This window comes from Nocardia sp. NPDC005745 (assembly GCF_040630775.1).
In the GTDB taxonomy this organism is placed as follows: Bacteria; Actinomycetota; Actinomycetes; order Mycobacteriales; family Mycobacteriaceae; genus Nocardia.
In genome coordinates, this window is sequence record NZ_JBEXYF010000001.1 from 235,752 (window position 1) to 259,924 (window position 24,173).

The window sequence follows — 24,173 nt, forward strand, 5'->3', positions numbered from 1 at the left end:
GGGGTGCCGTCGTGCGTGGGTAGAATTCGTGCCGACGAAGGGGTAACAGGTGAAGGATCTGGTCGACACCACGGAGATGTATCTCCGTACCATCTACGACCTCGAGGAGGAGGGCGTGGTGCCCCTGCGCGCCCGGATCGCCGAGCGCCTCGAACAGAGTGGTCCCACCGTGAGCCAGACCGTCGCACGGATGGAACGTGATGGTTTGCTGCTGGTTGCCGGAGACCGTCATCTCGAGCTGACCGACAAGGGGCGCAGCATGGCCGTCGCGGTCATGCGCAAGCACCGGCTGGCCGAACGGCTGCTCGTCGACATCATCGGCCTCGACTGGCAGAACGTGCACGCGGAGGCCTGTCGCTGGGAGCACGTGATGAGCGAAGACGTCGAGCGCCGCCTGGTCGAGGTGCTCAACCACCCCACCACCTCCCCGTACGGCAACCCCATCCCCGGCCTGGACGAGCTGGGCATCAACCCGCCCGCCTCCGCCGACGAGACGCTGCTGCGCCTGTCCGATCTGCCGCCCGGCCAGTTGCACGCCGTCGTCGTGCGCAGGCTCGCCGAGCACATCCAGACCGACCCGGAGGTCATCGGCCGGCTGCGCGAGGCGGGCGTGGTCCCCGACGCGCGCGTCACGGTGGAGACGAAACAGGGGTCGGTGGTCATCACCGTGCCCGGCCACGACGGCTTCGAACTGCCCGACGAGATGGCGCACGCCGTCCAGGTGAAGCTGGCCTGAGACGTGAAACTTCTCGTCACAGGTGGCGCGGGCTACGTCGGCGGCGTCTGCGCCCAGGTCCTGCTGGAAGCCGGCCACGACGTGGTCGTGGTCGATGATCTGTCCACCGGCAATGCCGACGGCGTCCCTTCCGCTGTCCGGTTCGTCGAGGGTGACGTCGCGGTCGCCGCGCCCCGGCTGCTGGCCGCCGAACCCTTCGACGGAGTCCTGCATTTCGCGGCGCAGTCGCTGGTCGGCGAGTCGGTGCAGCAGCCGGAGAAGTACTGGCACGGCAATGTGGTGAAGACGTTCGAACTGCTGGAGGCCATGCGGCGCGCGGGAACGCCGCGGCTGGTCTTCTCCTCCACCGCGGCGGTCTACGGGGAACCGGAGCAGGTCCCGATCACCGAGGACGCTCCGACCCGCCCGACCAATCCGTACGGCGCGTCGAAACTGGCCATCGACCACGCCATCACCTCCTACGCGGTCGCGCACGGGCTGGCGGCGACCAGCCTGCGGTACTTCAATGTGGCCGGCGCCTACGGTGGCCTCGGCGAGAACCGGGTGGTGGAAACGCATCTCATCCCCCTGGTATTGCAGGTCGCGGCTGGGCATCGCAAGGCGATCTCGGTCTTCGGCACCGATTGGCCCACCCCCGACGGCACCGCGGTCCGCGATTACATCCACATCCGCGACCTCGCTCAGGCCCATCTGCTGGCTTTGGCGACCGCCGAAGCGGGGACCCATCGGATCTACAACCTCGGCAGCGGCACCGGATTCTCCGTTCGCGAGGTGATCTCGGCCTGCGAGCGCGTCACCGGTCTGCCGATCACCGCGCAGGACGCGCCCCGCCGCCCGGGCGACCCGGCGACGCTCATCGCGTCCAGCGAACGTGCCATCACCGAACTCGGCTGGCGTCCCGAACACAACGACCTCGACGAGATCGTCACCGACGCCTGGGCTTTCCTCCAGTCGCTCGGCCCCCGCGCGCACAGCGCGAAATAACCGCTCCCCCACGGCCCGGGCCGGGCCGGCGCCGACTCGGGCGGTCACGATCGCGCCGGAGCCCGGACCGCTGTCACGCCGTGCATGCGGACGAAGCACTGCGGAGTCGTCGGAACACTTCGGCACCCGGCTCGCCGGACTACGCATCGCGGACTCGTCGACCACAAGTGGAACAACGGGTTTCACGAGGTCGGCGCGCCCAGGTCGATACCGAGACCGGCGGCGGTTCGGTAGCCGCTGTGCGCGAGCCTGCGCAACTGTTCGGGGCGCATGCCCAGGCGCAGCGAGGTATCGAGCAGCATCGCCATCGGGTGTCCGGGGTCCGCCTCCAACGCGGCCTCCAACGCGATGCCCGCCAACGGTCCGTCGCCACGGACGTAGGCGCTGTAGCCGAGCAGAGCGGCGGCCTCGGCGCGATCGGCGCCGGACAGCGCGCGGGTCAGGGCGGCCCACACCGCCTCGGCCGCGTCGGCGTTGTCACCGACGGCCAAGGCGAACATCGAATCCCGCACCGCCCTATCGCGCAGGGCTGCCGCTATTTTCGCAAGTTCGGGCGCCATCAGCGCGGCGCCCGAGGCGGTGTTGGCGATCTGCCACAGCACATGGTCGAGCGCTTGCCTGCTGTATCCGATCGGGTCGCCGCGACGCGCGGCCCGCGCATAGCGTTCACGGGCGCGTGCGAGCGCGTCCGGTAGATGCGCGGTCACCTCGGCATGGGCGAGCGGGTCCCGCGCGACCAGTGCGGTGAGTTCGGAACGCGAACCGCGGATCGGCCTGCCGTCCAGCACGTGGGTCAGCGTCACGAGAGAGGCCGCCGGATCCCGGAGCACCCCGTGCCGCCGCGGCCCCGTCAACGTCCACCAGCGCTGCCCGGCGGCGATGGCACGCACCGCCCACACTCCGCCGAGCGAGATGTCGCATGCCGCCAACCTCCTGCCGAGCGAGCCGACCAGCACATCGAATCGTCCGGTCGCGCAGCCCGGCCGGTCGGCTCCCGCCCCCGGTTCCATGGCGCGTTCGTCCACGACGACCGCCAGGACCTCGGCCGCCTCGTCGTGCGCGCAGATCCGCGCGACCGCCGCCGCCAATGTCGCGCCCCGTACCCGCCGCCCGCTGGGCGAGTCCAGGTCGAACCGCACCACCGCGTCGACTATCGCACCACCCGCCGTCCCGTGCCGAAGGACGAGCACGACCACCGACCGTTCCGGGGTGAAGCCCAGCATGGCGGGCACACCGGCGATCAACTCCGCCGGGTCGTCCACGCACACAACGTGATCGGGCGTATCCCGGAACGGCGGAGGTTCATCACGGCATCGGGCATCGCCGGCCGCGCCACCGGGGTTCCATGCGCTTGTTCCGCTCTGCGCGGTATGCGAATAGGAGTGCGGCGCAACCATGGCGGCGGGAGAGACGCACACCTCGGCCTCGGAAGAAACGCCGGAAGGCGACGAACGGTCACTGCCGGTTGCCGGTCGGGAGGTGTCGTCCTTGCCCGCACAGCCGGCATCGACCGGTTCGGGAGCGGGAAACGGGGTCGCGGAATTGGTCATGCTTCGACCATGCGGCCCGGCTGTCTCCGGCCCGCGCCGCCGACCTGGCGATTCCGCCGCCCTGGGGATTTCGCTTCACACTGTGCACCACTCGACCGGCACGACGGAGGTATCGCAAGTCGTGTCGGTGGCGCCTGCTACGGTGCCGGCCTCTGTCTGCTATCTCTCGCGCACTTTGCGCACCGCGGTGGCGAACAGCGCATTCAATGCCGCGGTATCCGGTTCGTCATCGGCGAAGGACATATACGTCACCGAGACACGCACATCTCCGGTCTGCGCGACGTGGGTGCGCATGGACTGGATCAGCCGGGTGCCTCCCGCCTCGGGCCGCACGATCCTGCGCAGCGAAAGGGCGTCGTCGGCGTCGATCGGCGGTGGCGAAGCCTGCTCGGTCGTCACCGTTGTGGCGGCGCCCGCTCGCTGCACCCGCACCGATCCGCACTGCTCCAGCCGGGCGCGCAATGCCGTCAACGGTTCGCCGGTGCGCGTCAATTCGACGGTCAGCGTGGCACGCGTGGCATCGTCCGTGCCGACCGCCATGGCGGTGTGCTCGGGGCCGAAGTCCTGATCCGGCGGCGCGCAGCGGCTGGGCTGGACATCCGCACCGCGTCCCATGCCGTCCAGATCGCCCGCCGCCTGGGCCACGGCTTCCTGCGGCAGCACCACCGCCGTATAGGGCGGTGGGAACTGGTTCGCATCCGGCAACAGCGTCGGTAGTTCGGCGCTCACATGCCGGGTCACCGTAGCGGGCACCGACGAGACCGGGCGCCCCGGTACCGTCGACCCGCATCCTGCGAGCAGCACCGCGCAGACGACGGGCGCCACCCAGCCCGGCCGCATGCGCCTGGAATCCGCCACGGTCACACCCCCACTGTGCCAAACTCCTGGTGTCCAGCCGGCGATGCCACGCCGCCGGGCCGGGAATGCGCGAGCCACCGATGCTGTTGCCTCGGAGTACGGGTCGGTGTCCGGCCGTGCGCGGTGACCGCCACGACATGGGGGACAATGGACAGCGGTCCCCGGTCCGGACGACTGCTCGTCTCGCACCACCAGCAAGGGTGGCGAACGATCGGGCAGGCAATCACACTGGCGCGTGCGGTACGCGTCCGGGCCGCAGGAGCCGCGCAGGAAGGAGTACGCGATGGACTACGAGTCGCGAATGTACGAACTGGAGTTCCCCGCTCCGCAGCTGTCGTCCGCCGACGGCGCGGGCCCGGTCCTGGTGCACGGGCTGGAGGGTTTCACCGACGCCGGGCACGCGGTACGGCTGGCGACCACGCACCTGCGCGAGAGCCTCGAAAGCGAACTGGTCGCCTCGTTCGACGTGGACGAGCTGCTGGACTATCGGTCGCGCCGTCCGCTCATGACCTTCAAGACCGATCATTTCTCCGATTACGCCGAGCCGGAGCTCAACCTCTGGGCTCTGCGGGACACCGCGGGCACCCCGTTCCTGTTGCTCGCGGGCCTGGAACCGGACCTACGCTGGGAGAAGTTCACCACCGCGGTGCGACTGCTCGCCGAACAGCTCGGCGTGCGCCGCAGCATCGGTCTCAGCGCCATCCCGATGGCCATTCCGCACACCCGTCCACTCGGCGTGACCGCGCATTCCTCGGATCGCGACCTGATCTCCGACCACCAGCGGTGGCCCGGCGAGTTGCAGGTGCCGGGCAGCGCGTCGTCGCTGCTGGAATTCCGGATGGCGCAGCACGGGCACGAGTCGGTCGGCTTCTCCGTGCACGTGCCGCACTACCTGGCGCAGACCGCCTACCCGGAGGCCGCGCAGACGCTGCTGGAGAACGTCGCCGACAACGCCGGTCTGGAGTTCCCGCTGGCCGCGCTGGGCGAGGCCGCCGCCCGGGTGCGTGAACAGGTCAACGAGCACATCGCGGGCAACGCCGAGGTGGAGACCGTCGTGCACGCCCTGGAACGGCAGTACGACAGCTTCGTCACCGCGCAGGAGCGGCAGTCGAGCCTGCTGGTGGGCGACGGCGAGTTGCCGAGCGGTGACGAACTGGGCGCCGAGTTCGAGCGGTTCCTCGCCGAGCAGAGCCGGGACAAGGGCGGGGACGAGGGCGAGCAGGACTGAGCCGCGCGGCGGCCGGGTCCCTGTCGCCCCTGCACGGCCGTTCGCCGGCGAGGCCGTAGGGTGGTCGGAGTGGATCTGACCGAACTGCTCGACATCCCGGGGACCGACGCCGACGCGCTCTACGAGGCGTTCGGAATGTGGGCCGCCGAGCAGGGCACCCCGCTCTACCCGGCGCAGGACGAGGCGCTGCTCGAGCTGGCATCCGGATCCAACGTCATCCTCGCCACCCCAACAGGTTCCGGGAAATCGCTCGTCGCGGTCGGCGCACATCTCTTCGCCCTCACCCAGGGGCTGCGCACCTACTACACCGCCCCGATCAAGGCGCTGGTGAGCGAGAAATTCTTCGCTCTCTGCGAGGTGTTCGGCGCCGAACGCGTCGGCATGGTCACCGGCGACGCCGCGGTGAATCCGGAGGCGCCGATCATCTGCGCGACCGCGGAGATCCTGGCCAACCTGGCGCTGCGCGAGGGCGCGGACGCCGCGGTCGGCCAAGTCGTGATGGACGAATTCCACTTCTATTCCGACCCCGACCGGGGGTGGGCCTGGCAGGTTCCGTTGCTGGAACTGCCCCGTGCCCAGTTCCTGCTCATGTCGGCCACGCTCGGCGAGGTCGACTTCTTCGCCCGCGACCTGGAGCGCCGGACCGGCCGCTCCACCGCGATCGTCGCGGGTACCGAGCGCCCGGTGCCGCTGAGCTTCTCCTACGCCCGCACCCCGATCACCGAGACCCTCGAGGAACTGGTCACCACCCACCAGGCCCCGGTGTACGTCGTGCACTTCACCCAGGCCGCCGCGCTGGAGCGCGCGCAGGCGCTGACCAGCGTGAATTTCGCGACGCGCGCCGAGAAGGACGCGATCGCCGGCGCGCTGGGCGAGTTCCGGTTCGCCGCGGGCTTCGGCAAGACCCTGTCGCGGCTGATCCGGCACGGCATCGGCGTGCATCACGCGGGCATGCTGCCGAAGTACCGGCGCCTGGTGGAACGTCTCGCCCAGGACGGTCTGCTGAAGGTTGTGTGCGGCACCGACACCCTCGGCGTCGGCATCAACGTGCCCATCCGCACCGTGCTGCTCACCGGGCTGACCAAGTTCGACGGCGTGCGCACCCGCAGGCTCAAGGCACGGGAGTTCCATCAGATCGCGGGCCGTGCGGGCCGGGCCGGTTACGACACCATGGGCACCGTGGTCGTGCAGGCTCCCGAACACGAGGTGGAGAACACCCGGTTGCTGGCCAAGGCGGGCGACGATCCCAAGAAACAGCGCAAGGTGCAGCGACGCAAACCGCCGGAAGGCTTCGTGTCCTGGAGCGAGGAGACCTTCGACCGCTTGGTGGCCGCGCAGCCCGAGCCGATGGTGTCGCGTTTCACGGTGACCAACGCCATGCTGCTGAACGTGATCGCCAGGCCGGGCAACTGCTTCACCGCCATGCGTCACCTGCTCGAGGACAACCACGAGCCGCGTCCCGCCCAGCGCAGGCACATCCTGCGTGCCATCCGGCTGTATCGCGCGCTGCGCGACGCCGGGGTGGTGCAGCAACTGCCTGAGCCGGACGCCCACGGCCGCCGCGCCCGCCTGACCGTCGACCTGCAGCGCGATTTCGCCCTCGACCAGCCGCTGTCGCCGTTCGCGCTGGCCGCGCTGGACCTGCTGGACAAACAGTCCCCGAGTTATACCCTCGACGTGGTGTCGCTCATCGAATCCACTCTGGAGGATCCGCGCCAGCTGCTGATGGCCCAGCAGCACAAGGCTCGCGGCGAGGCCATCGCGGAGATGAAGGCCGACGGCATCGACTACGACGAGCGGATGGAACTGCTCGAAGAGGTGACCTGGCCCAAACCGCTGGCCGAGCTGATCGAACCGGCGTACGAGACCTATCGCGCAGGCCACCCGTGGGTGTCGGAATTCGCGCCCGCGCCCAAGTCGGTGGCGCGCGACATGATCGAACGCGCCATGACCTTCGCGGAGCTGATCTCCTTCTACGAGCTGGCCCGCTCCGAGGGCGTGGTGCTGCGCTACCTCGCCGACGCCTACCGCGCGCTGCGGCGGACCGTGCCGGAGTCGGCGCGCACCGAGGAACTCGACGACATCACCGAATGGCTCGGAGAGCTTGTGCGCCAAGTGGATTCGAGCCTGCTCGACGAGTGGGAGCAACTGACCAACCCGGGTGCGGAGACCGACGCCGACCAGCTCGCCTTCGGCGCGGAAACGGTGCGCCCGATCACCGCCAACGAGCGCGCCTTCCGGGTCATGGTCCGTAACGCGATGTTCCGCCGCGTCGAACTGGCCGCACTGCGACGCTGGGACGAACTGGCCGAACTGAGTCCAGGACCGGACTGGGCCGATGCGCTCGCGGACTACTACGCGGAGTACGAGCGGATCGGCACGGGCCCCGACGCCCGAGGTCCGCAACTGTTCCAGGTGGAACGAAGACCCGGATTCTGGCAGGTGCGCCAGGTGCTCGACGACCCGGCGGGCGAGCACGGCTGGTCGATCGACGCGGTGGTCGATCTCGCCGAGTCCGACGCCGCGGGCGAAGTCGTCTTCGACGACGTCACCGTGTCCGCCGGCTGAGCCCGCATCACCCATCGGTCCCGTGTCCACGCAGGTCAGCAGCTCCGTCGCGCAAGGAGGACAGGGTGCGCGACCATGTGGCGAACCCAGGTTTCGACGGATTCGTTTCTGGGTACGGGCCGCTGATACTCTCTCCCCCGCTGCCCAAGCGAAAGATCAACTATGCCCGAATCGCCCTACCTTGTCATCCATCCCGAGCGTGTCCGCCAGAATTACCGCGCGCTCGATGCCGCCCTGTCCGCGGACACGGGCGCCACGACGAGGATCCGTTTCGCCGTGAAGGCGAGCCCGGTGCCGGCGATCGTGCGCCTGCTCGACGAGGAGGGCGCGGAATTCGATGTCGCCAGTGTCGGCGAGATCGACCTCTGCCTCGGGCTGGGGGTGGCGCCGCAGCGGTTGTGTTACGGCAACCCCATCAAGAAGGCCGCGCATATCGCCAGGGCCTATGCCTCGGGCGTGCGCCGCTTCGCCTTCGACACCGAGGACGACTTGCTGCGCATAGCCGAGCACGCGCCCGGCTCCGAGGTGGAGTGCCGGTTCCTCGCCTCGGCGCCGGAGTCGCGCACCCCGTTCGGCACGAAGTTCGGTTGCAGCCCGGGTGAGGCGTTGCGGCTGCTGGTCCGGGCCCGCGACCTCGGGCTCGTGGTCGCGGGGCCGTACTTCCACGTCGGCTCCCAGCAACTGGACCCCGCCGCCTGGCGGATCGGCATCGAGCAGGCGGGCCGGATCGCCGAGGCGCTGGCCGACAAGGACATCGCGGTCGGTTCGGTGAACATCGGCGGCGGGATGCCGATTTCCTACGCCGACCCCGCGCCCGGGCTGGGCAAGATCGCCGCTGTGGTCAAGCACGCCGCAGCCGAATTCCTTTCCGGGGATACCGGATTGGTCGTCGAACCGGGCCGGGCACTGGTCGGTTCGGCGGGCACGATTCACGCCGAGGTCGTCGGCGTCCGCACCGCGCCGGACGGACGGCGCTGGGTGTATCTCGACATCGGCCGCTACAACGGGATGGCCGAGACGGAGAACGAGTACATCGCCTACCGGTTCGTCACCGACCGGGACGGCGACCCCGTCGACGAGGCGGTGGTGGCCGGTCCGACCTGCGACGGCGACGATGTACTGTATCAACGCACGCGAGTCCTCCTACCGACCACGTTGCGAGCCGGTGATCGCGTTCGAATCCTCGACACCGGTGCCTATACCGCGAGCTATTCGTCGGTGTCATTCAATGGTTTTCCGCCCTTGACCGTTCATGTCTCGGGCGCTGAGCGAGAGTGAGTTTGCCCATGACGGCGGAATTCACCGGTTGGCATGTGCTGGCCGAGTTCGGTGGTGTCGACGCAGACCTCTGCGACGATCTCGAACGACTCGAATCGGCGTTGCGTGAGTCTCTGATCGCGGCGGGCGTCACCATCTGCGATGTCGTACACAAGAAGTTCGAACCGCAGGGGGTGACCGTCCTCGCGCTGTTGTCGGAGTCCCACGCCTCGATTCACACTTATCCGGAGTCCGGCGACATCTTCGTCGACGTGTTCACCTGCGGCAGCATCGGCGCGGGCGCGTCGAAAGCGGTCGAGCTACTGCGGGACGCGTTGGCTCCCAAGGATGTTCGCATGCAGGTCATCCGCAGGGGACACGGCAGCCAGCGGATCGAGGAACCGGTGGGCGCGGGCTTGACCCGCATCTGGGACCTGCACGAGGTGATCGTCGACACCCACACCCCGTTCCAGCACATGGTCATCGCGCGGACCGAGCAGGGCATCAGCCTGTTCTCCGACGACGACCGGCAGTCCACCGAGTTCTCCCAGCTCACCTACCACGAGGCGATGATGGTCCCCGCCTTCGCGCTGGCCGAGAAGCTGGACAAAGTGCTGATCATCGGCTCCGGAGAGGGTGTCGCCAGTCAGATGTCGGTCGCCGCGGGCGCCACCCACGTCGACCACGTCGACATCGACCAGCTCGAGGTGGAGCTGTGCGCCCGGCACCTGCCCTACGGCTACTCCAGCGACGAGCTGGCCGCCGCCGTCGAGGGCGATGGACCGATCAAGGTGCACTACGCCGACGGCTGGGACTTCCTGGCCACGGCCGCGCAGGCGGGCACCCGCTACGACGTCGTCGTGATCGACCTGCCGGACGAGCGCGTCGAGGACGCGCAGCACAATCGGCTCTACGAGGCGGAGTTCCTGTCCCGATGTCGCGCGTTGCTCGCGCCCGGTGGGGTGCTGTGCGCCCAGGCCGGCTGCGCGACCATGTGGCGCAACGAGACGCTGAAGCGGTCTTGGGAGCGTTTCCACGAGCAGTTCGGCACCGTCGTGCACTACGGCAGCGACGAGCACGAGTGGTCGTTCCTGTTCGGGCTGGTGGACACGGTCGACGATCCGGTCGGCGGGATGACCGATCGTCTGGCGCGGTTGCCCTACCGGCCCGAGACCATCGACGCGCGGGCGCTGGTGCGCGGCGCGATCGAACCGCACGCGCTGCGGGTCTAGGCCAAGGCACCCGGATGCGCCGGTCCCGAACGGGACCGGCGCATCCGGCGTTCGGTAGCAAAGTTGGCACCGCGGCTCTCCGCCATCGAGCTGTATAGGCCGTATCGAGAGGCGGCAGAGGGGAACGTAACGGTTCCGGTGCGACTTCCTCGTGACGAGTTGTCCGGCAGAGAGTTCGCGGTTCAGGAGCGCTGCTGCTCACGCCACCGCTCGACGTCGACCCCGCCGACACCCCAATTGGACAGGGCGACTTCGTCGATCACGACGTAGGTGCTCCCGGGCGCCTTGCCGAGCACGTCGTGCAGCAGATCGGTGACGCCCTCGATCAGCCGCGCCTTCTGTTCGCGGGTCACGCCTTCGTCGGTGACCTTGATGTTCACGTACGGCATTTCAGGCCGCCCTTCCAGCGATGAACCCGCCGTCGACGGGGAGAATGTGTCCGGTCGTGAATTCCGCATCGGCGAGATACAGCACCGCGGCCGTCGTTTCGGCGACTTCGCCGATGCGATTGAGCAGTGCGAGCCGGGCGGAGGCCGGTTCGTCGCCGTCGCCGAACAGCGGCGTGCGGATGACGCCGGGGGCGACCGCGTTGACCCGGATGCCGTCGGCGGCGAGTTCGGCGGCCAGGCTGGTGGTCAGCGCGTGCACGCCGCCCTTGCTGACCAGGGCCGCCGTGGCGGGCAGCCCGGCGAGGGCATGGTCGATCAGCACGGTGCCGATATTGACGATGCTGCCGCCTCTCGCTTGGGTCAGGAATCGCCGCACCACGGCCTGCGTGGTGAAGTAGGTGCCTTTGAGGTTTCCGTTCAGATAGCCGTCCAGGTCTCCCTCGGTGACCTCGACGAACGGTTTGGCTCCGAAGATGCCCGCGTTGTTGACCAGCACGTCCACGCCGCCGAACCGCTCGACGGCGACGCCGACCAAGGTCGCTCCGGTGGCGGCCGCGCCGATATCGCCCGCGACCGTGGCCACTCGCTCCGGCGCACCGAGTGCGGCGGCCACCTCCATCAGCTTTGCCTCGTCTCGCCCGTTGAGCACGACGTTGTCGCCGCGCTCCACGAATGCCCGTGCGATATCGCGGCCGATCCCACTGGAGGAACCGGTCACGATGACCGTCTTCGCCATGGCTTGTCCTTTCATATATACGACCGGTCGTCTTCGAATGGTCGGCCGAGACGCCCGATGAGTGTGACGCCCTGATCAGGGCAGGAAGTAGTCGCCCAGGAGGCGATCCAGGCACTTGCGCAGCGGGTCGAGGGTGCGATCGATCTTCATCCTGATCACCGCCCCCTCCCAGGATTCGAGCAGCAGATCCGCCAGCTCGCCCGCCTCGATGTCGGCGCGGATCATGCCCAGGCGCTGCCCCTGCGCGAGTTGCTCGGCGATACGGTCGCGCCACGCGGCCCACGCCTTAGACAGCGATTCCCGCAGCAGCTCACTGCCTTCCAGTTCGCCGCCCAGATTCGCGATGAGGCAGCCGCCGGTGAAATCGGACGCGACGAAGTCGTCCATCAGCCGCCCGAAGAACGCCCGCAATCCGCTCACCGGGTCCGGCGCGTCGGCGAACGCCTCGGTCAGGTTGCGTTGCACACAGAGGGAGTGGTGCTCGATGATCGCGCGCCCGAAACTCTCCTTGCTGTCGAAGTAGTTGTAGAACGAACCCTTCGGCACCCCGACCCGGTCGAGGATCTGTTTGATCCCGGTGCCGTGATAGCCGCTGGTCAGGAAACCCGCGGCACCCTCTTCGACCAGAAGCCGCCGAGTGTCTTCGCTGCGCCGTGGTCGTGCCATGCGTTGAATATACGACCGGTCGTCTTGGAATGGCAAGAGGCGGCGTCCGTGCGCCTCACGCCGAGGGCCCCGACCATCCCGGTCCGGCCGGATCCGGGAAACTCGCCGGATCTCGTCGCCACCTCGCGGAGCGAGCGGCGAAATGCGCGAGGTGCTCGGCGGCGAACCGCTCCCGCTGCCAGTCCGCCGGATCCGCCGCCACCGTCCAGACATAGGTCCACACCGGAACATTCCGGTGCTCGACGCGCACTCGGCGTAGGTCGTACTCGTCGTCCTCGAACGCGTCGAGGATCGTCCACTCCGCCGCGGTGAGACCGCTCAGCACCGCACCGCGGGTGCGGGCAAGGGGTGCGGCGACCAGCCCCGGGTAGATCCGCCGCGGCAGCGCGGCGGCGCGCCAACCGGTCATCTCGGCCGGTTCGCTCGGCGGGACTCGCCCGAGCAGCGTCTCCAGCACTTCGGGGAACTGCAGCGTGCCGTAGACGAACAGCGCGTCATCCCGCCCGGACAGGCGGCCCAGCCGCCCGTCTCCCCGCGCCGCCGATGCCACCTCGTGCCTCCTCTCACCCTGGCTCGACGCGCTCTCACGGGCTGCGCGGCTACATCGGCCGCTGAGCGCGGACGATGGCGGCCAGATATTCGTAATCATCGGCCCGAGCAGTGGAAGTACGGAAGACCAGGCCGATGGTACGGCCGGGGGCGGGGGCGCCGAAGTGCGCGACATCCAATGTGCCGCGCGCGGTTTCCGTCGCGACGGCCATCTGCGGGATCAGCGTCACGCCGAGCCCACCGGCGACGCACTGCACCACCGTGGACAGGGACGCGGCCCGGGTGTCACCGACGGCGGCCGGGTGCACATCGGCCGAGCGGCAGGCCTCCAATGTCTGATCGCGCAGGCAGTGCCCCTCGTCCAGCAGCAGCAGCGGCTGGGCGTCCAGCACCGCCGCCGCGAGATCGGTGCGCCCGGCCAGCTCGTGACCGCGCGGCGTGACCAGCACGAATTCCTCGGTGTAGAGGGGGATCTCGACCAGGCCGGGCATCTCGGTGGGCACCGCCAGCAGCGCGACGTCCAGTACGCCGGTGCGCAGGCCGTCCAGCAACCGGGCGGTCTGGTCCTCGACGATCTGCGGACGCAACTCGGGTAGCCGCTTGCGCAGTTCCGGCAGCAACCCGGGCAGCACATAGGGGGCGACCGTCGGGATGATGCCCATCCGCAGCGTGCCGCCGAGTCCGTCGCCGGTGGCCGAGGCGACGAAGCGGTCGGCCGCCTCCAGCGTCGCCATCGCCTTGGGCAGCAAGCGCATCCCGGAGGCGGTCACCAGCACGCGGCGGGTGCTCCGTTCGATCAGCTGGAGCCCGAGCCCGTGTTCCAGAGCGGCGAGCGCCTGCGATAACGTGGGCTGACTCACACCGAGGCGCGTGGCCGCGGTGCCGAAATGGCGGTATTCCGCGATCGCCACGAACGCACGCAGCTGTGACAGGGTGGGCTGATAAGTCTGATCAGTCACGCCTATCAGTGTAGTGCGACTGATCACCTTTACCTTTTACGCACCCTTGGGCAAGATCGCCGGTGAGCTTTTCCACCGGCGGTGTGAGTGCCGGCCCGAGGCGGTGGCTCGTGGAACCGCAACGGCCCCGCAATACCGCAGAACACAGTTGGCAACCAACCTGACGAGGAGACGAGCATGGCCCTGCTGACCATCGGCGACCAATTCCCGGCATACAACCTCACCGCGGTCATCGGCGGTGATCTGTCGAAGGTCGACGCTCAGCAGCCTGACGACTACTTCACCCGGATCACCAGCGACGACCACGCGGGCAAGTGGCGGATCGTCTTCTTCTGGCCCAAGGACTTCACCTTCGTGTGCCCGACCGAGATCGCCGCGTTCGGCAAGCTCAACGACGAATTCGAGGACCGGGACGCGCAGGTGCTCGGCGCCTCGGTGGACAACGAGTTCGTGCACTTCCAGTGGCGCGCTCAGCACGAGGATCTCAAGACCCTCCCCTTCCCCATGCTCTCGGACCTCAAGCGTGAACTGGCCACCGCCACCGGCGTGCTCAACGCCGACGGCGTCGCCGACCGCGCCACCTTCATCATCGACCCGAACAACGAGATCCAGTTCGTCTCCGTCACCGCGGGTTCCGTTGGCCGCAACGTCGACGAGGTGCTGCGCGTGCTGGACGCTTTGCAGTCCGACGAGCTGTGCGCCTGCAACTGGAAGAAGGGCGATCCGACCATCAACGCCGGTGAACTCTTGGCTGCCAGCCTCTGAAATACCCCTTCGCACCCGGGATTTCGGGTGCGCCGCCCACATCATCGAGAACGACACAGTCCCCATACGGGGACCGCACCGAGTAGAGGAATCGCCGAATGAGCATTGAGAACCTGAAGAACTCCCTTCCCGAGTACGCCAAGGACCTCAAGCTCAACTTGTCATCTATCGCGCGCACCACCGTGCTGAACGAGCAGCAGCTGTGGGGCACCCTGCTGGCGTCGGCGGCCGCGACCCGGTCGACGACCACGCTGCGCGAGATCGCCGAGGAAGCCGCCGACGTGCTGTCGGCGGAGGCGTACAACGCCGCACTCGGCGCCGCCTCGATCATGGGCATGAACAACGTGTTCTACCGGGGCAAGGCGTTCCTCGGCGGCCGCTACGACGACCTGCGGGCGGGACTGCGCATGCAGATCATCGGTGCGCCCGGCGTCGACAAGGCCGACTTCGAGCTCTGGTCGTTCGCGGTCTCCTCGATCAACGGCTGCGCGCACTGCCTCGAGGCGCACGAGCACACTCTGCGCGAAGCGGGCGTCTCGCGCGAAGTGATCTTCGAATCGCTGCGCGCCGCTGCCATCGTGGCCGGTGTCGGCCAGGCGGTGCAATCGACCGAGGCGCTCAGCACGGCCGCGATCTGATTTCGCTCGAAAAGAGGCCCCTGTCCTGCGACGGGGGCCTCTTTCGCATTCCCGATGTGGTCCAGCCGACAGCCCCCCGCAAGGGCACACGGGTAGGCTCGTCGAGCATGAGCACACAGGTTGATGTGGTGCGAGTGTTCACCGACGCGACCGGGCGCTTCGGCAACGAGCTGGGTATCGCACGGGCGTCCGAGGTGGCCGCGGCCGATCGGCAGGCGCTGGCGGCCAAAGCCGGCTACAGCGAGACCGTGGTGGTCGAGGAGCCGGTCGACGGCACGGTCGCGGTGCGCATCTACACCCCCACGGTGGAGCTCCCGTTCGCGGGCCACCCCTCGGTGGGGACCGCGTGGTGGTTCGCGTCCCAGGGCATCCCCCTGCGGACCCTGGCTGTGCCCGCGGGCCCGGTGGCGGTGGAACTCACCGAGGGATTGACCTGGATCACCGCTCGCGGCGAATGGGCGCCGCCGTTCACCTTCCATCAGCTGGAGGACCCGGAGGTGCTGGCCACGCTGCACCCGGACGAGTTTCCCGGCGGCCCGCACTACCTGTGGGCGTGGACCGACGAACATCGCGCCGTCCTGCGATCGCGCATGTTCGCGCCGACCATGGGGATCTCCGAGGACGAGGCCACCGGAGCGGCGGCCGTGGCGTTGACGGCGTTGCTGCGCAAAGGCCTGATCATCACCCAGGGCAAAGGCTCGCAAATGTTCACCCGATGGGACTCCGACGGGTGGGTGCACCTGGGCGGGCGAGTCGTCGGCGACCAACCGGTGGAAATCTAGTCCCCGCTCAGGGCAGCGTGACCCCTACGATCGGATCGCCGCTCGGTGCGTCCGAGCCGCCGTCGGGTTCGATGCTCACCGCGAGCACGTCGCCCGACCGGAAACCGGTGACGAACGGCCGAGTGGTCGACGGCAGGTCGCTCAGCACCCCGGCGGAGCGGGCTTGTCCATCGGAGCCGACCAACCACATCTGATACACCTGCCCCGAAGGCGGCGGCGCGACCCGGTCGAACACCACGATCGCGCGCCCGAGTTCGGACGAGACGTCGACGACGAGCACGCCGCCACCGGCGAACGAGCCGTTCACCGTCCGCACACCCGGGTGCACCTGCACCTGGTCGGCAGCGGCCGGATCGGACGGCGAGCCGATGAACTGCGCGGTCAGCACGCTTGCACCGAACACCAGGCTCGCGACGGCCGCGATCGGCACCGCCCAGCGCAGCGGCCGCCGCCGCCACGCCGAGAGACGCGTGACGGAGGGCCCGGGCGGCTCGTCGGGCAGCGCGGCCAGGATGCGGCGTTCCAGCTCCGGCGGCGGCGCGAACTCGTCGAGCACGGCGAGCCGCCCCATGACGTCGCGCACCTGCCAGACGGTGTCGGAGAATGCCCGCCGCACGTCCGGGTCCGCGGCCGCGAGGCGGGCATCGATATGCCTGCGCTCGATATCGGCGACCGCGTCCAGCGCGCACGGGTAGGCGAGGTCGATGAGGTCGGCCTCCGACCGTGGCGAGGCGTCAACCATCGGTGCGTTCCCCGGACAAACACTTCTCCAATCTCTTCAGCCCGTCGCGGATGCGGGTCTTGATCGTGGGCAACGGCACCGAGAGGTGATCGGCTACCTCCCGATAGGTCCACCCGCTGTAATACGCCAACGCGATCGCCTCACGCTGGGTCGGGGTCAGGTTCTGCAAGCAGCCTGCCACCTGTTGCTCTTCGATGCGCTGGGTGACCGATTCCGCGACGACGTCGTGGTCGCGGCCCAGATGCTCGTGCGCGTAGACCAGGTCCCGGCTGGTGGCCGAACTCTCCGCGCGGACCCGATCCACCGCTCGGCGATGAGCCAGCATCATCAGCCAGCCGACCGGACTGGCCAGCGAGGCGTCGTAGCGGTCGGCCATCGACCACACCTGGAGGTAGACCTCCTGGGTCACTTCCTCGGCGGCGGCGTGACTGCGCAGGATCCGCACGGTCAGCCCGAACACCCGCGGGCTGGTGAGCTGATAGAACTCGGTGAACGCGGCACGATCGCCCGTGCCCGTGGCGGCGAGCAACGCCGCGAGCTCACGATTCGCCCGGGTGGCCTGGGATCGGTCGTAGCCGGTCGGCAGCGGGCACGCGAGCGCCGGGCCATCGGCATCTTCGCGTGCCGCGGCGCCCGATCGGTGGGGTGAAGCAGAACCGTGTTCGTTGCTCATCGCCGAATCCCGTGCCTGCATGCACAGGGGTTCGGTATGCGGGCGGACCCGGATTGGTCGCGGTCACCGAATGATCACGGCCACCAGCATGTAAGCGGTGCCGGCGTCCATCACCATGTGCGGCACGGCCGCCCACGGTTTCGCGGGCCCGGTGAGGGCGGCGACGCAACCGCCGGAACGCGCGAGCAACCTCAGCGGGCCCGACGGCCGCGCATGCGCCCAGCCGGTGCAGGCGGCGACCGCGACCAGGAGTGCGTCGAGGAGGAACAGCGCGGCCAGACCGAGCGCGGGCGCTACGGCCGGGCCGCCGACGTGGCCTGAGGCGGTGTGACCGGACATCGCGTAGAGCATCGCCGCGGCGGCGGCGATGTGGTAGCCGAGCGGGACCAAGCGGTCGATGGGCAGCGCCCGCCCCTGGGTGGCGTGCTCGGCGGCGCGCAGCATCAACAGTCCGGCGAAGACCACGGCCATCGCCGTCAGCACACCGCGCAACGCGTGCGGGCTCGCGCCCGAGGGGAACACCAGCATGCCGAGCATGACCAGGCACATCACCAGATGGGCCGCGTCGGACTCGGAGTGCCCGGCCGCGGCATCCCGGGCGGAGGAAGAATCCGGCAACGCCTCGGCGGGATCGGCGGACTGCACCGCAGGCGCCGTCACCCGCGACAGCACGATCACCGCGGCGACCACGAACGCCGCCACCACCGCCCACCGCAACGCGGCATACTCCTGCACGAACTCCGCCACACCCCACCACCTCTCAGCACGGCGACCACGGTCGTCGCCCTCCCATGCTCGCATCCCGAAGGGGTGGAGGTGCCCTTTTCGATTCGCCCCCATCGCTGATCGGCCGCCGCTGCGGCAATCGACCAGCATTTCCGCACCGAGAGCGATACTTCCGGCAGCGCCCGGCCGAACAGACTGTGCCGCAGTCCGTTACGGCGACGAGATGAGGCGATCACTTCGAGTCACGGAGTCGCCCGGCCCGGGCGAACGTTCCTGAGAAGGCTCGCATGCACCAGGACCGAGCGGACGGCGCGAGCGCGCCCGGCCACCCGCGATGATGGACTCATGCCCGACCAGACCGATCAGTGCGCTTCTTCCGGCCCGCCCGCCGCCTACGGCTTCGGCTACTGCCCGCCGTTCGGCGACTACCGTCCCGATTCGCACAGCGTCTTCATGACCCGCGCGCTCTGAGATCGGGCCCGATGCAAGGCTCCGATCACCGACGCGGGTGAATCACACATCGTTCAACGCGCGGGTGAATCCGTCGACGAGTTCGGCGATCTGGTCGTCGGTCATGATGAAGGCCGGCGAGATCTGCATGGCCCCCTGCCCCGCGGCGCGACTGGATATCCCGTGCGCACGCAGCGTGTCTACCAGCGGCAACCCTTCGGCGGGGTCGGCCAGCTGGATGGCAGCGACGGCGCCGAACCCGCTGCGCACCTCGGCGACCCTGGGATGTCCGGCGAGCACCGACAGCTGCTCGCGCAGGCTCGCCTCCACGCGCAGGGCGGCCTCGAGCAGGCCTTCGCGCTCGATGATGTCGAGATTCGCCAGGGCGGCGGCCGCCGCGCCCGCGTGGCCGCCGTAGGTGTAGCCGTGCCGCCACCAGACGCCGCCGCCGAAGAACGGCTCCGCCACGCGCGGGGCGGCGAAGACCGCGCCCATCGGGAGATAACCGGAGGTCAGTCCCTTCGCGGTGGTCATCAGGTCGGGTTCGAGCCCGAACCGGGACGAGGCGAACCACGCTCCGCCGATGCGGCCGAAACCGGTCACCACCTCGTCGGCGACGAACAGGATGTCGTGGTCGCGGCAGATGCGCCGGACTTCGGCGAGATAGCCCACAGGCGGCGGATACACACCACCCGCGCCGATGACCGGTTCGCAGAAGAACGCGGCGATCCGATCGGCGCCGACCTCCTCGATCAGCGCGAGCAGGGCTTTCGCGTCGTCCCACTCGACGGTCCGCGCCGCGGGCATCAGCTCGCCGTAGCCCTCCCGATTGCCTGGGAGGCCCGCCAGCGCCGTACCCGCCACGTGCATGCCGTGATAGGCCATTCGCCGCCCGACCACGATCGTCTTCCCCGGCTGCCCGAGTTCGTGCCAGTAGCGGCGGGCGAGCTTGGTCGCGGTGTCGACGGAGTCGGAACCGCCCGAGGTGAAGAAGATCTTGCTGCCCGGCACCGGGGCGAGGCCGGCGAGCCGCTCGGCGAGTTCCTGGGTGGCGGGCTCGGTGATGTCGCCGAAATTGGAGTAGTGCGCGATCGTGCGCAGCTGGGCGGCCACCGCGTCGGCGATCTCGCCGCGCCCGTGGCCCACGTTGGCGAACCACAGGCCTGCGGTCGCGTCGAGGTACCGATTGCCCGCCCGGTCGAAGACGTAGACGCCGTCTCCGCGAGCGACCACGAACGCTCCGTCCCGCTCGACGGCGCCCATGTCGGCGAAGCCATGCCATAGCGCGTTCATGTCTCCACCTTTACCGGTTCCCGGGGCGGGGTCCACTCCCGGCCGTCAGGGCGCCGTGCACAGCGCAAGACGGCGCCGATCCGGGACGCCGCGGCAGCCCGTCGACCGTGACCAGCGGCCACCGGACGCCGGGCCCGCATCCTCGGTCCTCGTCCGGTCCCGCGTATCGGCGCATGTCACCGGCAGGGACGGGGCTTCAGTTCCCACTCGGCTACCGGCCGCGGTGGCTGGTGGAAAAATCCGCTGGCGGGTTTCGCTAGGCTGGTCGATGCAATGACCAGGACAGCCGCCACCGACTCCCGCGAACTTCGCACCCGCTTGGCGAACCTCTCCCTTCGCGACGAACACCGGTTGCGGCGCAGGCTCGACAAAGCGCGCGGCGGCGACCTGGGCGAGGTGGAAGCCGACATCGCGGCCGCCGAACTGCGGGTCGAAGCGCGGCGCGCGGCGGTGCCGGAGATCCGCTATCCGGAACAGCTGCCGGTCACCGCCCGCCGCGAGGACATCGCCGCCGCCATCGCCGAGCACCAAGTGGTGATCGTCGCGGGCGAGACCGGCTCCGGCAAGACCACCCAGATCCCGAAGATCTGCCTCGAACTCGGCCGCGGCATCCGCGGCACGATCGGGCACACCCAGCCCCGCAGGCTCGCCGCGCGCACCGTCGCCGAGCGGATCGCCGAGGAGTTGGGCACCGAACTCGGCGACGTCGTCGGCTACACGGTGCGGTTCACCGACCACGCCTCCGAGCACACCCTGATCAAGCTGATGACCGACGGCATCCTGCTCGCCGAGATCCAGCGCGACCGGCTGCTGCGCCGCTACGACACGATCATCATCGACGAGGCGCACGAACGCAGCCTCAATATCGACTTCCTGCTCGGCTACCTGAAGCAACTGCTGCCCCGCAGGCCCGACCTCAAGGTGATCATCACCTCCGCGACCATCGATCCCGAGCTGTTCGCCCGGCATTTCGCGGACGAGCAAGGCACTCCCGCACCGATCGTCGAAGTCTCCGGACGCTCGTATCCGGTGGAGATCCGCTACCGACCGCTCTCGCTGGAACTTCCGGGCGCCGCCGGAGACGAAGACGACGAGGACACCCGCATCGTCGACCGGGACCCGGTGGACGCGATCGGCGACGCGGTGACGGAGTTGTTCGCCGCGGGTGACGGCGACGTGCTGGTGTTCTTGTCCGGTGAACGCGAGATCCGCGACACCGCGGACGCGCTGCGGGATCGGAAGCTGCCGCGCACCGAGATCCTCCCGCTGTACGCTCGGCTGTCGGCCGCCGAGCAGCACCGCGTGTTCGCCCCGCACACCGGGCGCCGGGTGGTGCTGGCGACGAATGTCGCGGAGACCTCGCTCACGGTGCCGGGCATCCGGTACGTCGTCGACCCGGGCACCGCGCGGATCTCGCGGTATTCCATGCGGACCAAAGTGCAGCGGTTGCCGATCGAACCGGTGTCGCAGGCCTCGGCGCGGCAGCGTTCCGGGCGTTGCGGTCGCGTCGCCGACGGCATCTGCATCCGGCTGTATTCGGAGGACGACTTCGAATCCCGGCCCGTCTTCACCGATCCGGAGATCCTGCGCACCAACCTGGCCGCGGTCATCCTGCAGATGACCGCGCTCGGCCTCGGCGACATCGAGAACTTCCCGTTCGTGGAGCCACCGGACCGCCGCGCCATCCGCGACGGCATCGCCCTGCTCGAAGAGCTCGGCGCACTCGCGCGCCGGGACGGAAAGTCCCGGACGGACGGCGACGGCGCGACCGCCCTGACGCTGACCCCGATCGGCCGGGACATGGCGCAGCTGCCGGTCGACCCCCGCATGGCGCGGATGCTGGTGGCGGCGCAACACACCGGTTGCCTGGCCGACGTGCTGGTCATCGTCGCGGCGCTGTCGATCCAGGATGTCCGGGAACGACCCGCCGAGCAGCAGCAGGCAGCCGACACCAAACACGCGCGCTTCACGGTCGAGGGTTCCGATTTCCTGGCCTACCTGCGGCTGTGGGACTATCTCGGCGGACAACGCAAGTCGTTGTCGTCCAACCAGTTCCGGCGGCTGTGCCGGGAGGAGTTCCTGCACTACCTGCGAATCCGGGAGTGGCAGGACCTGCACGGGCAGCTGCGCACGATCACCAAGGGCCTCGGATGGTCGGCGCGGGCACAGGACTCGGCGAGCCAGGCGGAACCGGGTCGAACCGAAGCGGCCGCGCCGGACGGCAAGCAGGGCAACCGATCACGCCGCAGCCGGTCCACGCGCGGGGGCGACAGGCGCCCCGGCGCCGAACGTGGCCGGGGCGCCACCGCGGCGACCGTCGCGGACAACGACGGACTCCCCTGGGATTCCACCGCCATCCACCAAGCGCTGCTGGCGGGCATGCTGTCGCATATCGGCGTCAGGGAGGCGGAATCCCGGGAATTCCTCGGCGCGCGCAACGCCAAGTTCATGATCTTCCCCGGCTCGTCGCTGGCGAAGAAGCCGCCCCGCTGGGTGATGGCCGCCGAACTGGTCGAGACCTCACGGCTGTGGGGCCGGATGGCCGCGAAGATCGAGCCCGAATGGGCCGAGCGGCTCGCGGGCGACCTCGTCAAACGCGTGTACTCCGAGCCGCACTGGTCGGCCAAGCGGGGCGCGGCGCGCGCCTACGAACGCGTCACGCTGTACGGGATTCCGCTGGTCACCGGCAGGCCGGTGGACTACGGCCGGATCGACCCCGAGTTGTCGCGGGAGTTGTTCATCCGGCACGCCCTGGTGCAGGGCGAGTGGCAGACCCGCCACGAGTTCTTCCACCGTAATCGCGCGCTGCTCGACGATGTGGCCGACCTGGAGCATCGTGCCCGCCGCCGGGACATCCTGGTCGACGACGAGGTGCTGTTCGCGTTCTACGACGAGCGCCTGCCCGCCGACATCGTCTCGGTGCGTCACTTCGACAGCTGGTGGCGCACCGCACGCCGGGCAGACCCCGAGCTGCTGGATTTCTCCACCTCCACCGTGGTCAACGAAGGCGCGGCCGCACTGGACCCGGCGGCCTTCCCCGACTCCTGGCGCCAAGGCGAACTCGCTTTCCCGCTGTCCTACCAGTTCGAGCCGGGTAACGAGGAGGACGGCGTCACCGTGCGGATCCCGGTGGAACAGCTCGCCCACGTCCGCGCCGTCGGCTTCGATTGGCTGGTGCCGGGCATGCGCGACGAGCTGGCCGCCGCTCTGATCAAGACGTTGCCGAAGACATTGCGACGCAGCGTCGTCCCCGCACCCGATTTCGCGGCCGCCGCCCTGGCGGCGCTGACCCCGCGGGCGGAGCCGCTGCGGGCCGGGCTGGCGCGCGAGCTGTCCCGGTTGGGTTCGGTGCCGATCGCCCCCACCGACTTCGACGTCTCCGCACTGCCCGGCCACCTGCGCATGACTTTCGCGGCCATCGGCGACGACCGCACCGTGCTCGCCCGGGACAAGAGTCTCGCCGCGTTGAAAACGCGCCTGGCCGAGCAGGTTTCCGCCTCCGTCGCCCGGGCCACCGCGGGAGCCGAACGCCCGCCTGCCACGGTGTGGACCTCCGAATCGCTCGGCACCCTCGCGCCGACGGTGCGACGCGAGGTGGCGGGGCAGACCGTCATCGGATACCCGGCGCTCGTCGCCGAGGGCGACGGCGTGGCGGTCCGGGTGCTCAGCTCCGCCGCGGAGCAGGCCGCCGCCATGCGCCTCGGCACCAGAACGCTGCTGCTGCACACGCTGCCCGCTTCGGCCCGTAGCTCCACCGCGGGCCTGTCGCCCGCGGATCGCCTTGCCCTGAGCCAGAATCCGTACGGCTCGCTGGAGGCGCTGCTCGACGACTGCCGCGCGGCTGCCGCCGACGAACTGCTCGTGTCCGCCGGCGGGCCGGTGCACGACCCGGCGGAGTTCGACGCGCTCGTCGCCCGGATCCGTCCGGATTTCGCCGCCACCGTCGCTCGTTACGTGCGCTTGGTCGTGCCGGTGCTCGCGGGCGCCCACCAGGTTTCGGTGGCACTGGCGCGAACGAGCGAGCGCGACATCGCCGAAGACGTCCGTCATCAGCTCGACAACCTGGTGTTCCGCGGCTTCGTGTCCGAAACGGGCGCGGCCAGGCTGCGTGAGCTGCCGCGCTACCTCCAAGCGGCGGTGGCGCGACTGGAGGCGTTGCCCGGCTCGGCCGTTCGCGATCGGCAAGGCATGGCCGAAATCGATCGGGTGCTCGCCGCCTATGACCGCTTGGTCGCGTCGCTCCCGCAGAGCCGCAGGCACGCGCCCGCGGTCACCGAGATCTGGTGGATGATAGAGGAATTCCGCGTCAGCCTGTTCGCGCAGAAGCTCGGTACCCCGTTTCCGGTGTCGGCCAAGCGAATCGAGAAGGCGATCGCCGCGGTGCGGCGCTGA

At 69.4% G+C, this 24,173-nt stretch carries 22 protein-coding genes; 11 read left to right on the forward strand and 11 right to left on the reverse strand.

Annotated elements, in window-relative coordinates:
- Window positions 1–49 precede the first annotated feature (49 nt).
- On the forward strand, window positions 50–736 hold the full coding sequence (locus tag ABZ420_RS01170; protein ID WP_357115887.1) for a metal-dependent transcriptional regulator: 687 nt from the start codon (window positions 50–52) through the stop codon (window positions 734–736).
- Between the two features lie 3 nt (window positions 737–739).
- Complete coding sequence (gene galE / locus ABZ420_RS01175; protein WP_357115889.1) at window positions 740–1,720, forward strand: UDP-glucose 4-epimerase GalE; 981 nt, start codon at window positions 740–742, stop codon at window positions 1,718–1,720.
- A 182-nt stretch (window positions 1,721–1,902) separates the two neighbouring features.
- On the opposite strand, the gene ABZ420_RS01180 is transcribed toward galE, so the two are convergent.
- Together ABZ420_RS01180 and ABZ420_RS01185 are read right to left on the reverse strand one after the other, a co-directional pair.
- Window positions 1,903–2,982, reverse strand: a complete 1,080-nt coding sequence (locus ABZ420_RS01180; protein ID WP_357115891.1) for a DUF4192 domain-containing protein — start codon at window positions 2,980–2,982, stop codon at window positions 1,903–1,905.
- Between the two features lie 447 nt (window positions 2,983–3,429).
- Entirely contained in the window at window positions 3,430–4,134 is a 705-nt protein-coding gene (locus ABZ420_RS01185) for a sensor domain-containing protein (protein WP_357115893.1), read from the reverse strand.
- Window positions 4,135–4,411: 277 nt separating this feature from the next.
- Between ABZ420_RS01185 and ABZ420_RS01190 the strand changes: the two genes are divergently transcribed.
- The 4 genes from ABZ420_RS01190 (at window position 4,412) to speD (ending at window position 10,413) form a co-directional block, all read left to right on the forward strand.
- Window positions 4,412–5,356: a PAC2 family protein gene (locus ABZ420_RS01190; RefSeq protein WP_357115895.1), complete on the forward strand. Its 945-nt coding sequence runs from the start codon at window positions 4,412–4,414 to the stop codon at window positions 5,354–5,356.
- A 69-nt stretch (window positions 5,357–5,425) separates the two neighbouring features.
- Complete coding sequence (locus tag ABZ420_RS01195; RefSeq protein WP_357115897.1) at window positions 5,426–7,924, forward strand: DUF3516 domain-containing protein; 2,499 nt, start codon at window positions 5,426–5,428, stop codon at window positions 7,922–7,924.
- Between the two features lie 162 nt (window positions 7,925–8,086).
- Window positions 8,087–9,202, forward strand: coding sequence for a type III PLP-dependent enzyme (locus ABZ420_RS01200; RefSeq protein WP_357115899.1), 1,116 nt, complete (start codon window positions 8,087–8,089; stop codon window positions 9,200–9,202).
- A gap of 8 nt (window positions 9,203–9,210) precedes the next feature.
- Entirely contained in the window at window positions 9,211–10,413 is a 1,203-nt protein-coding gene (gene speD, locus ABZ420_RS01205; RefSeq protein ID WP_357115901.1) for an adenosylmethionine decarboxylase, read from the forward strand.
- 182 nt (window positions 10,414–10,595) lie between these two features.
- Here the strand turns inward: speD and ABZ420_RS01210 are convergent, their stop codons facing one another.
- The 5 genes from ABZ420_RS01210 to ABZ420_RS01230 all read right to left on the reverse strand — a co-directional run bounded on the left by ABZ420_RS01210 (window position 10,596) and on the right by ABZ420_RS01230 (window position 13,712).
- On the reverse strand, window positions 10,596–10,802 hold the full coding sequence (locus ABZ420_RS01210; protein WP_357115903.1) for a 4-oxalocrotonate tautomerase family protein: 207 nt from the start codon (window positions 10,800–10,802) through the stop codon (window positions 10,596–10,598).
- Between the two features lies 1 nt (window position 10,803).
- On the reverse strand, window positions 10,804–11,538 hold the full coding sequence (locus ABZ420_RS01215) for an SDR family oxidoreductase (RefSeq protein WP_357115905.1): 735 nt from the start codon (window positions 11,536–11,538) through the stop codon (window positions 10,804–10,806).
- 75 nt (window positions 11,539–11,613) lie between these two features.
- Complete coding sequence (locus ABZ420_RS01220) at window positions 11,614–12,204, reverse strand: TetR family transcriptional regulator C-terminal domain-containing protein (protein WP_357115907.1); 591 nt, start codon at window positions 12,202–12,204, stop codon at window positions 11,614–11,616.
- A gap of 55 nt (window positions 12,205–12,259) precedes the next feature.
- Entirely contained in the window at window positions 12,260–12,754 is a 495-nt protein-coding gene (locus ABZ420_RS01225; protein WP_357115909.1) for a gamma-glutamylcyclotransferase family protein, read from the reverse strand.
- A gap of 49 nt (window positions 12,755–12,803) precedes the next feature.
- Window positions 12,804–13,712, reverse strand: coding sequence for a hydrogen peroxide-inducible genes activator (locus tag ABZ420_RS01230; RefSeq protein ID WP_357115910.1), 909 nt, complete (start codon window positions 13,710–13,712; stop codon window positions 12,804–12,806).
- 177 nt (window positions 13,713–13,889) lie between these two features.
- On the opposite strand from ABZ420_RS01230, the gene ABZ420_RS01235 reads away from it, so the two are divergent.
- The 3 genes from ABZ420_RS01235 (at window position 13,890) to ABZ420_RS01245 (ending at window position 15,897) form a co-directional block, all read left to right on the forward strand.
- Window positions 13,890–14,477 (forward strand): peroxiredoxin, encoded by a 588-nt coding sequence (locus ABZ420_RS01235; protein ID WP_357115912.1) that lies wholly within the window; start codon window positions 13,890–13,892, stop codon window positions 14,475–14,477.
- Between the two features lie 98 nt (window positions 14,478–14,575).
- Complete coding sequence (locus ABZ420_RS01240; RefSeq protein WP_357115914.1) at window positions 14,576–15,115, forward strand: carboxymuconolactone decarboxylase family protein; 540 nt, start codon at window positions 14,576–14,578, stop codon at window positions 15,113–15,115.
- 107 nt (window positions 15,116–15,222) lie between these two features.
- On the forward strand, window positions 15,223–15,897 hold the full coding sequence (locus ABZ420_RS01245; RefSeq protein WP_357115916.1) for a PhzF family phenazine biosynthesis protein: 675 nt from the start codon (window positions 15,223–15,225) through the stop codon (window positions 15,895–15,897).
- A gap of 7 nt (window positions 15,898–15,904) precedes the next feature.
- Here ABZ420_RS01245 and ABZ420_RS01250 read toward each other — a convergent pair whose 3' ends face one another.
- The 3 genes from ABZ420_RS01250 to ABZ420_RS01260 form a co-directional block, all read right to left on the reverse strand.
- Window positions 15,905–16,639, reverse strand: a complete 735-nt coding sequence (locus ABZ420_RS01250) for an anti-sigma factor (RefSeq protein WP_357115918.1) — start codon at window positions 16,637–16,639, stop codon at window positions 15,905–15,907.
- A complete protein-coding gene (gene sigK, locus ABZ420_RS01255) occupies window positions 16,632–17,312 on the reverse strand; it encodes an ECF RNA polymerase sigma factor SigK (RefSeq protein ID WP_357115920.1) in 681 nt (226 codons plus the stop codon). The genes ABZ420_RS01250 and sigK overlap by 8 nt, the downstream gene beginning before the upstream one ends.
- A gap of 63 nt (window positions 17,313–17,375) precedes the next feature.
- Complete coding sequence (locus tag ABZ420_RS01260) at window positions 17,376–18,059, reverse strand: DUF5134 domain-containing protein (protein ID WP_357115922.1); 684 nt, start codon at window positions 18,057–18,059, stop codon at window positions 17,376–17,378.
- A 324-nt stretch (window positions 18,060–18,383) separates the two neighbouring features.
- On the opposite strand from ABZ420_RS01260, the gene ABZ420_RS01265 reads away from it, so the two are divergent.
- Window positions 18,384–18,509 (forward strand): hypothetical protein, encoded by a 126-nt coding sequence (locus ABZ420_RS01265; RefSeq protein WP_357115924.1) that lies wholly within the window; start codon window positions 18,384–18,386, stop codon window positions 18,507–18,509.
- 42 nt (window positions 18,510–18,551) lie between these two features.
- Here ABZ420_RS01265 and ABZ420_RS01270 read toward each other — a convergent pair whose 3' ends face one another.
- Window positions 18,552–19,781 (reverse strand): aminotransferase class III-fold pyridoxal phosphate-dependent enzyme, encoded by a 1,230-nt coding sequence (locus tag ABZ420_RS01270; RefSeq protein WP_357115926.1) that lies wholly within the window; start codon window positions 19,779–19,781, stop codon window positions 18,552–18,554.
- A 273-nt stretch (window positions 19,782–20,054) separates the two neighbouring features.
- Here ABZ420_RS01270 and hrpA point away from each other — a divergent pair, with 273 nt between their 5' ends.
- A complete protein-coding gene (hrpA, locus tag ABZ420_RS01275) occupies window positions 20,055–24,173 on the forward strand; it encodes an ATP-dependent RNA helicase HrpA (RefSeq protein ID WP_357115928.1) in 4,119 nt (1,372 codons plus the stop codon).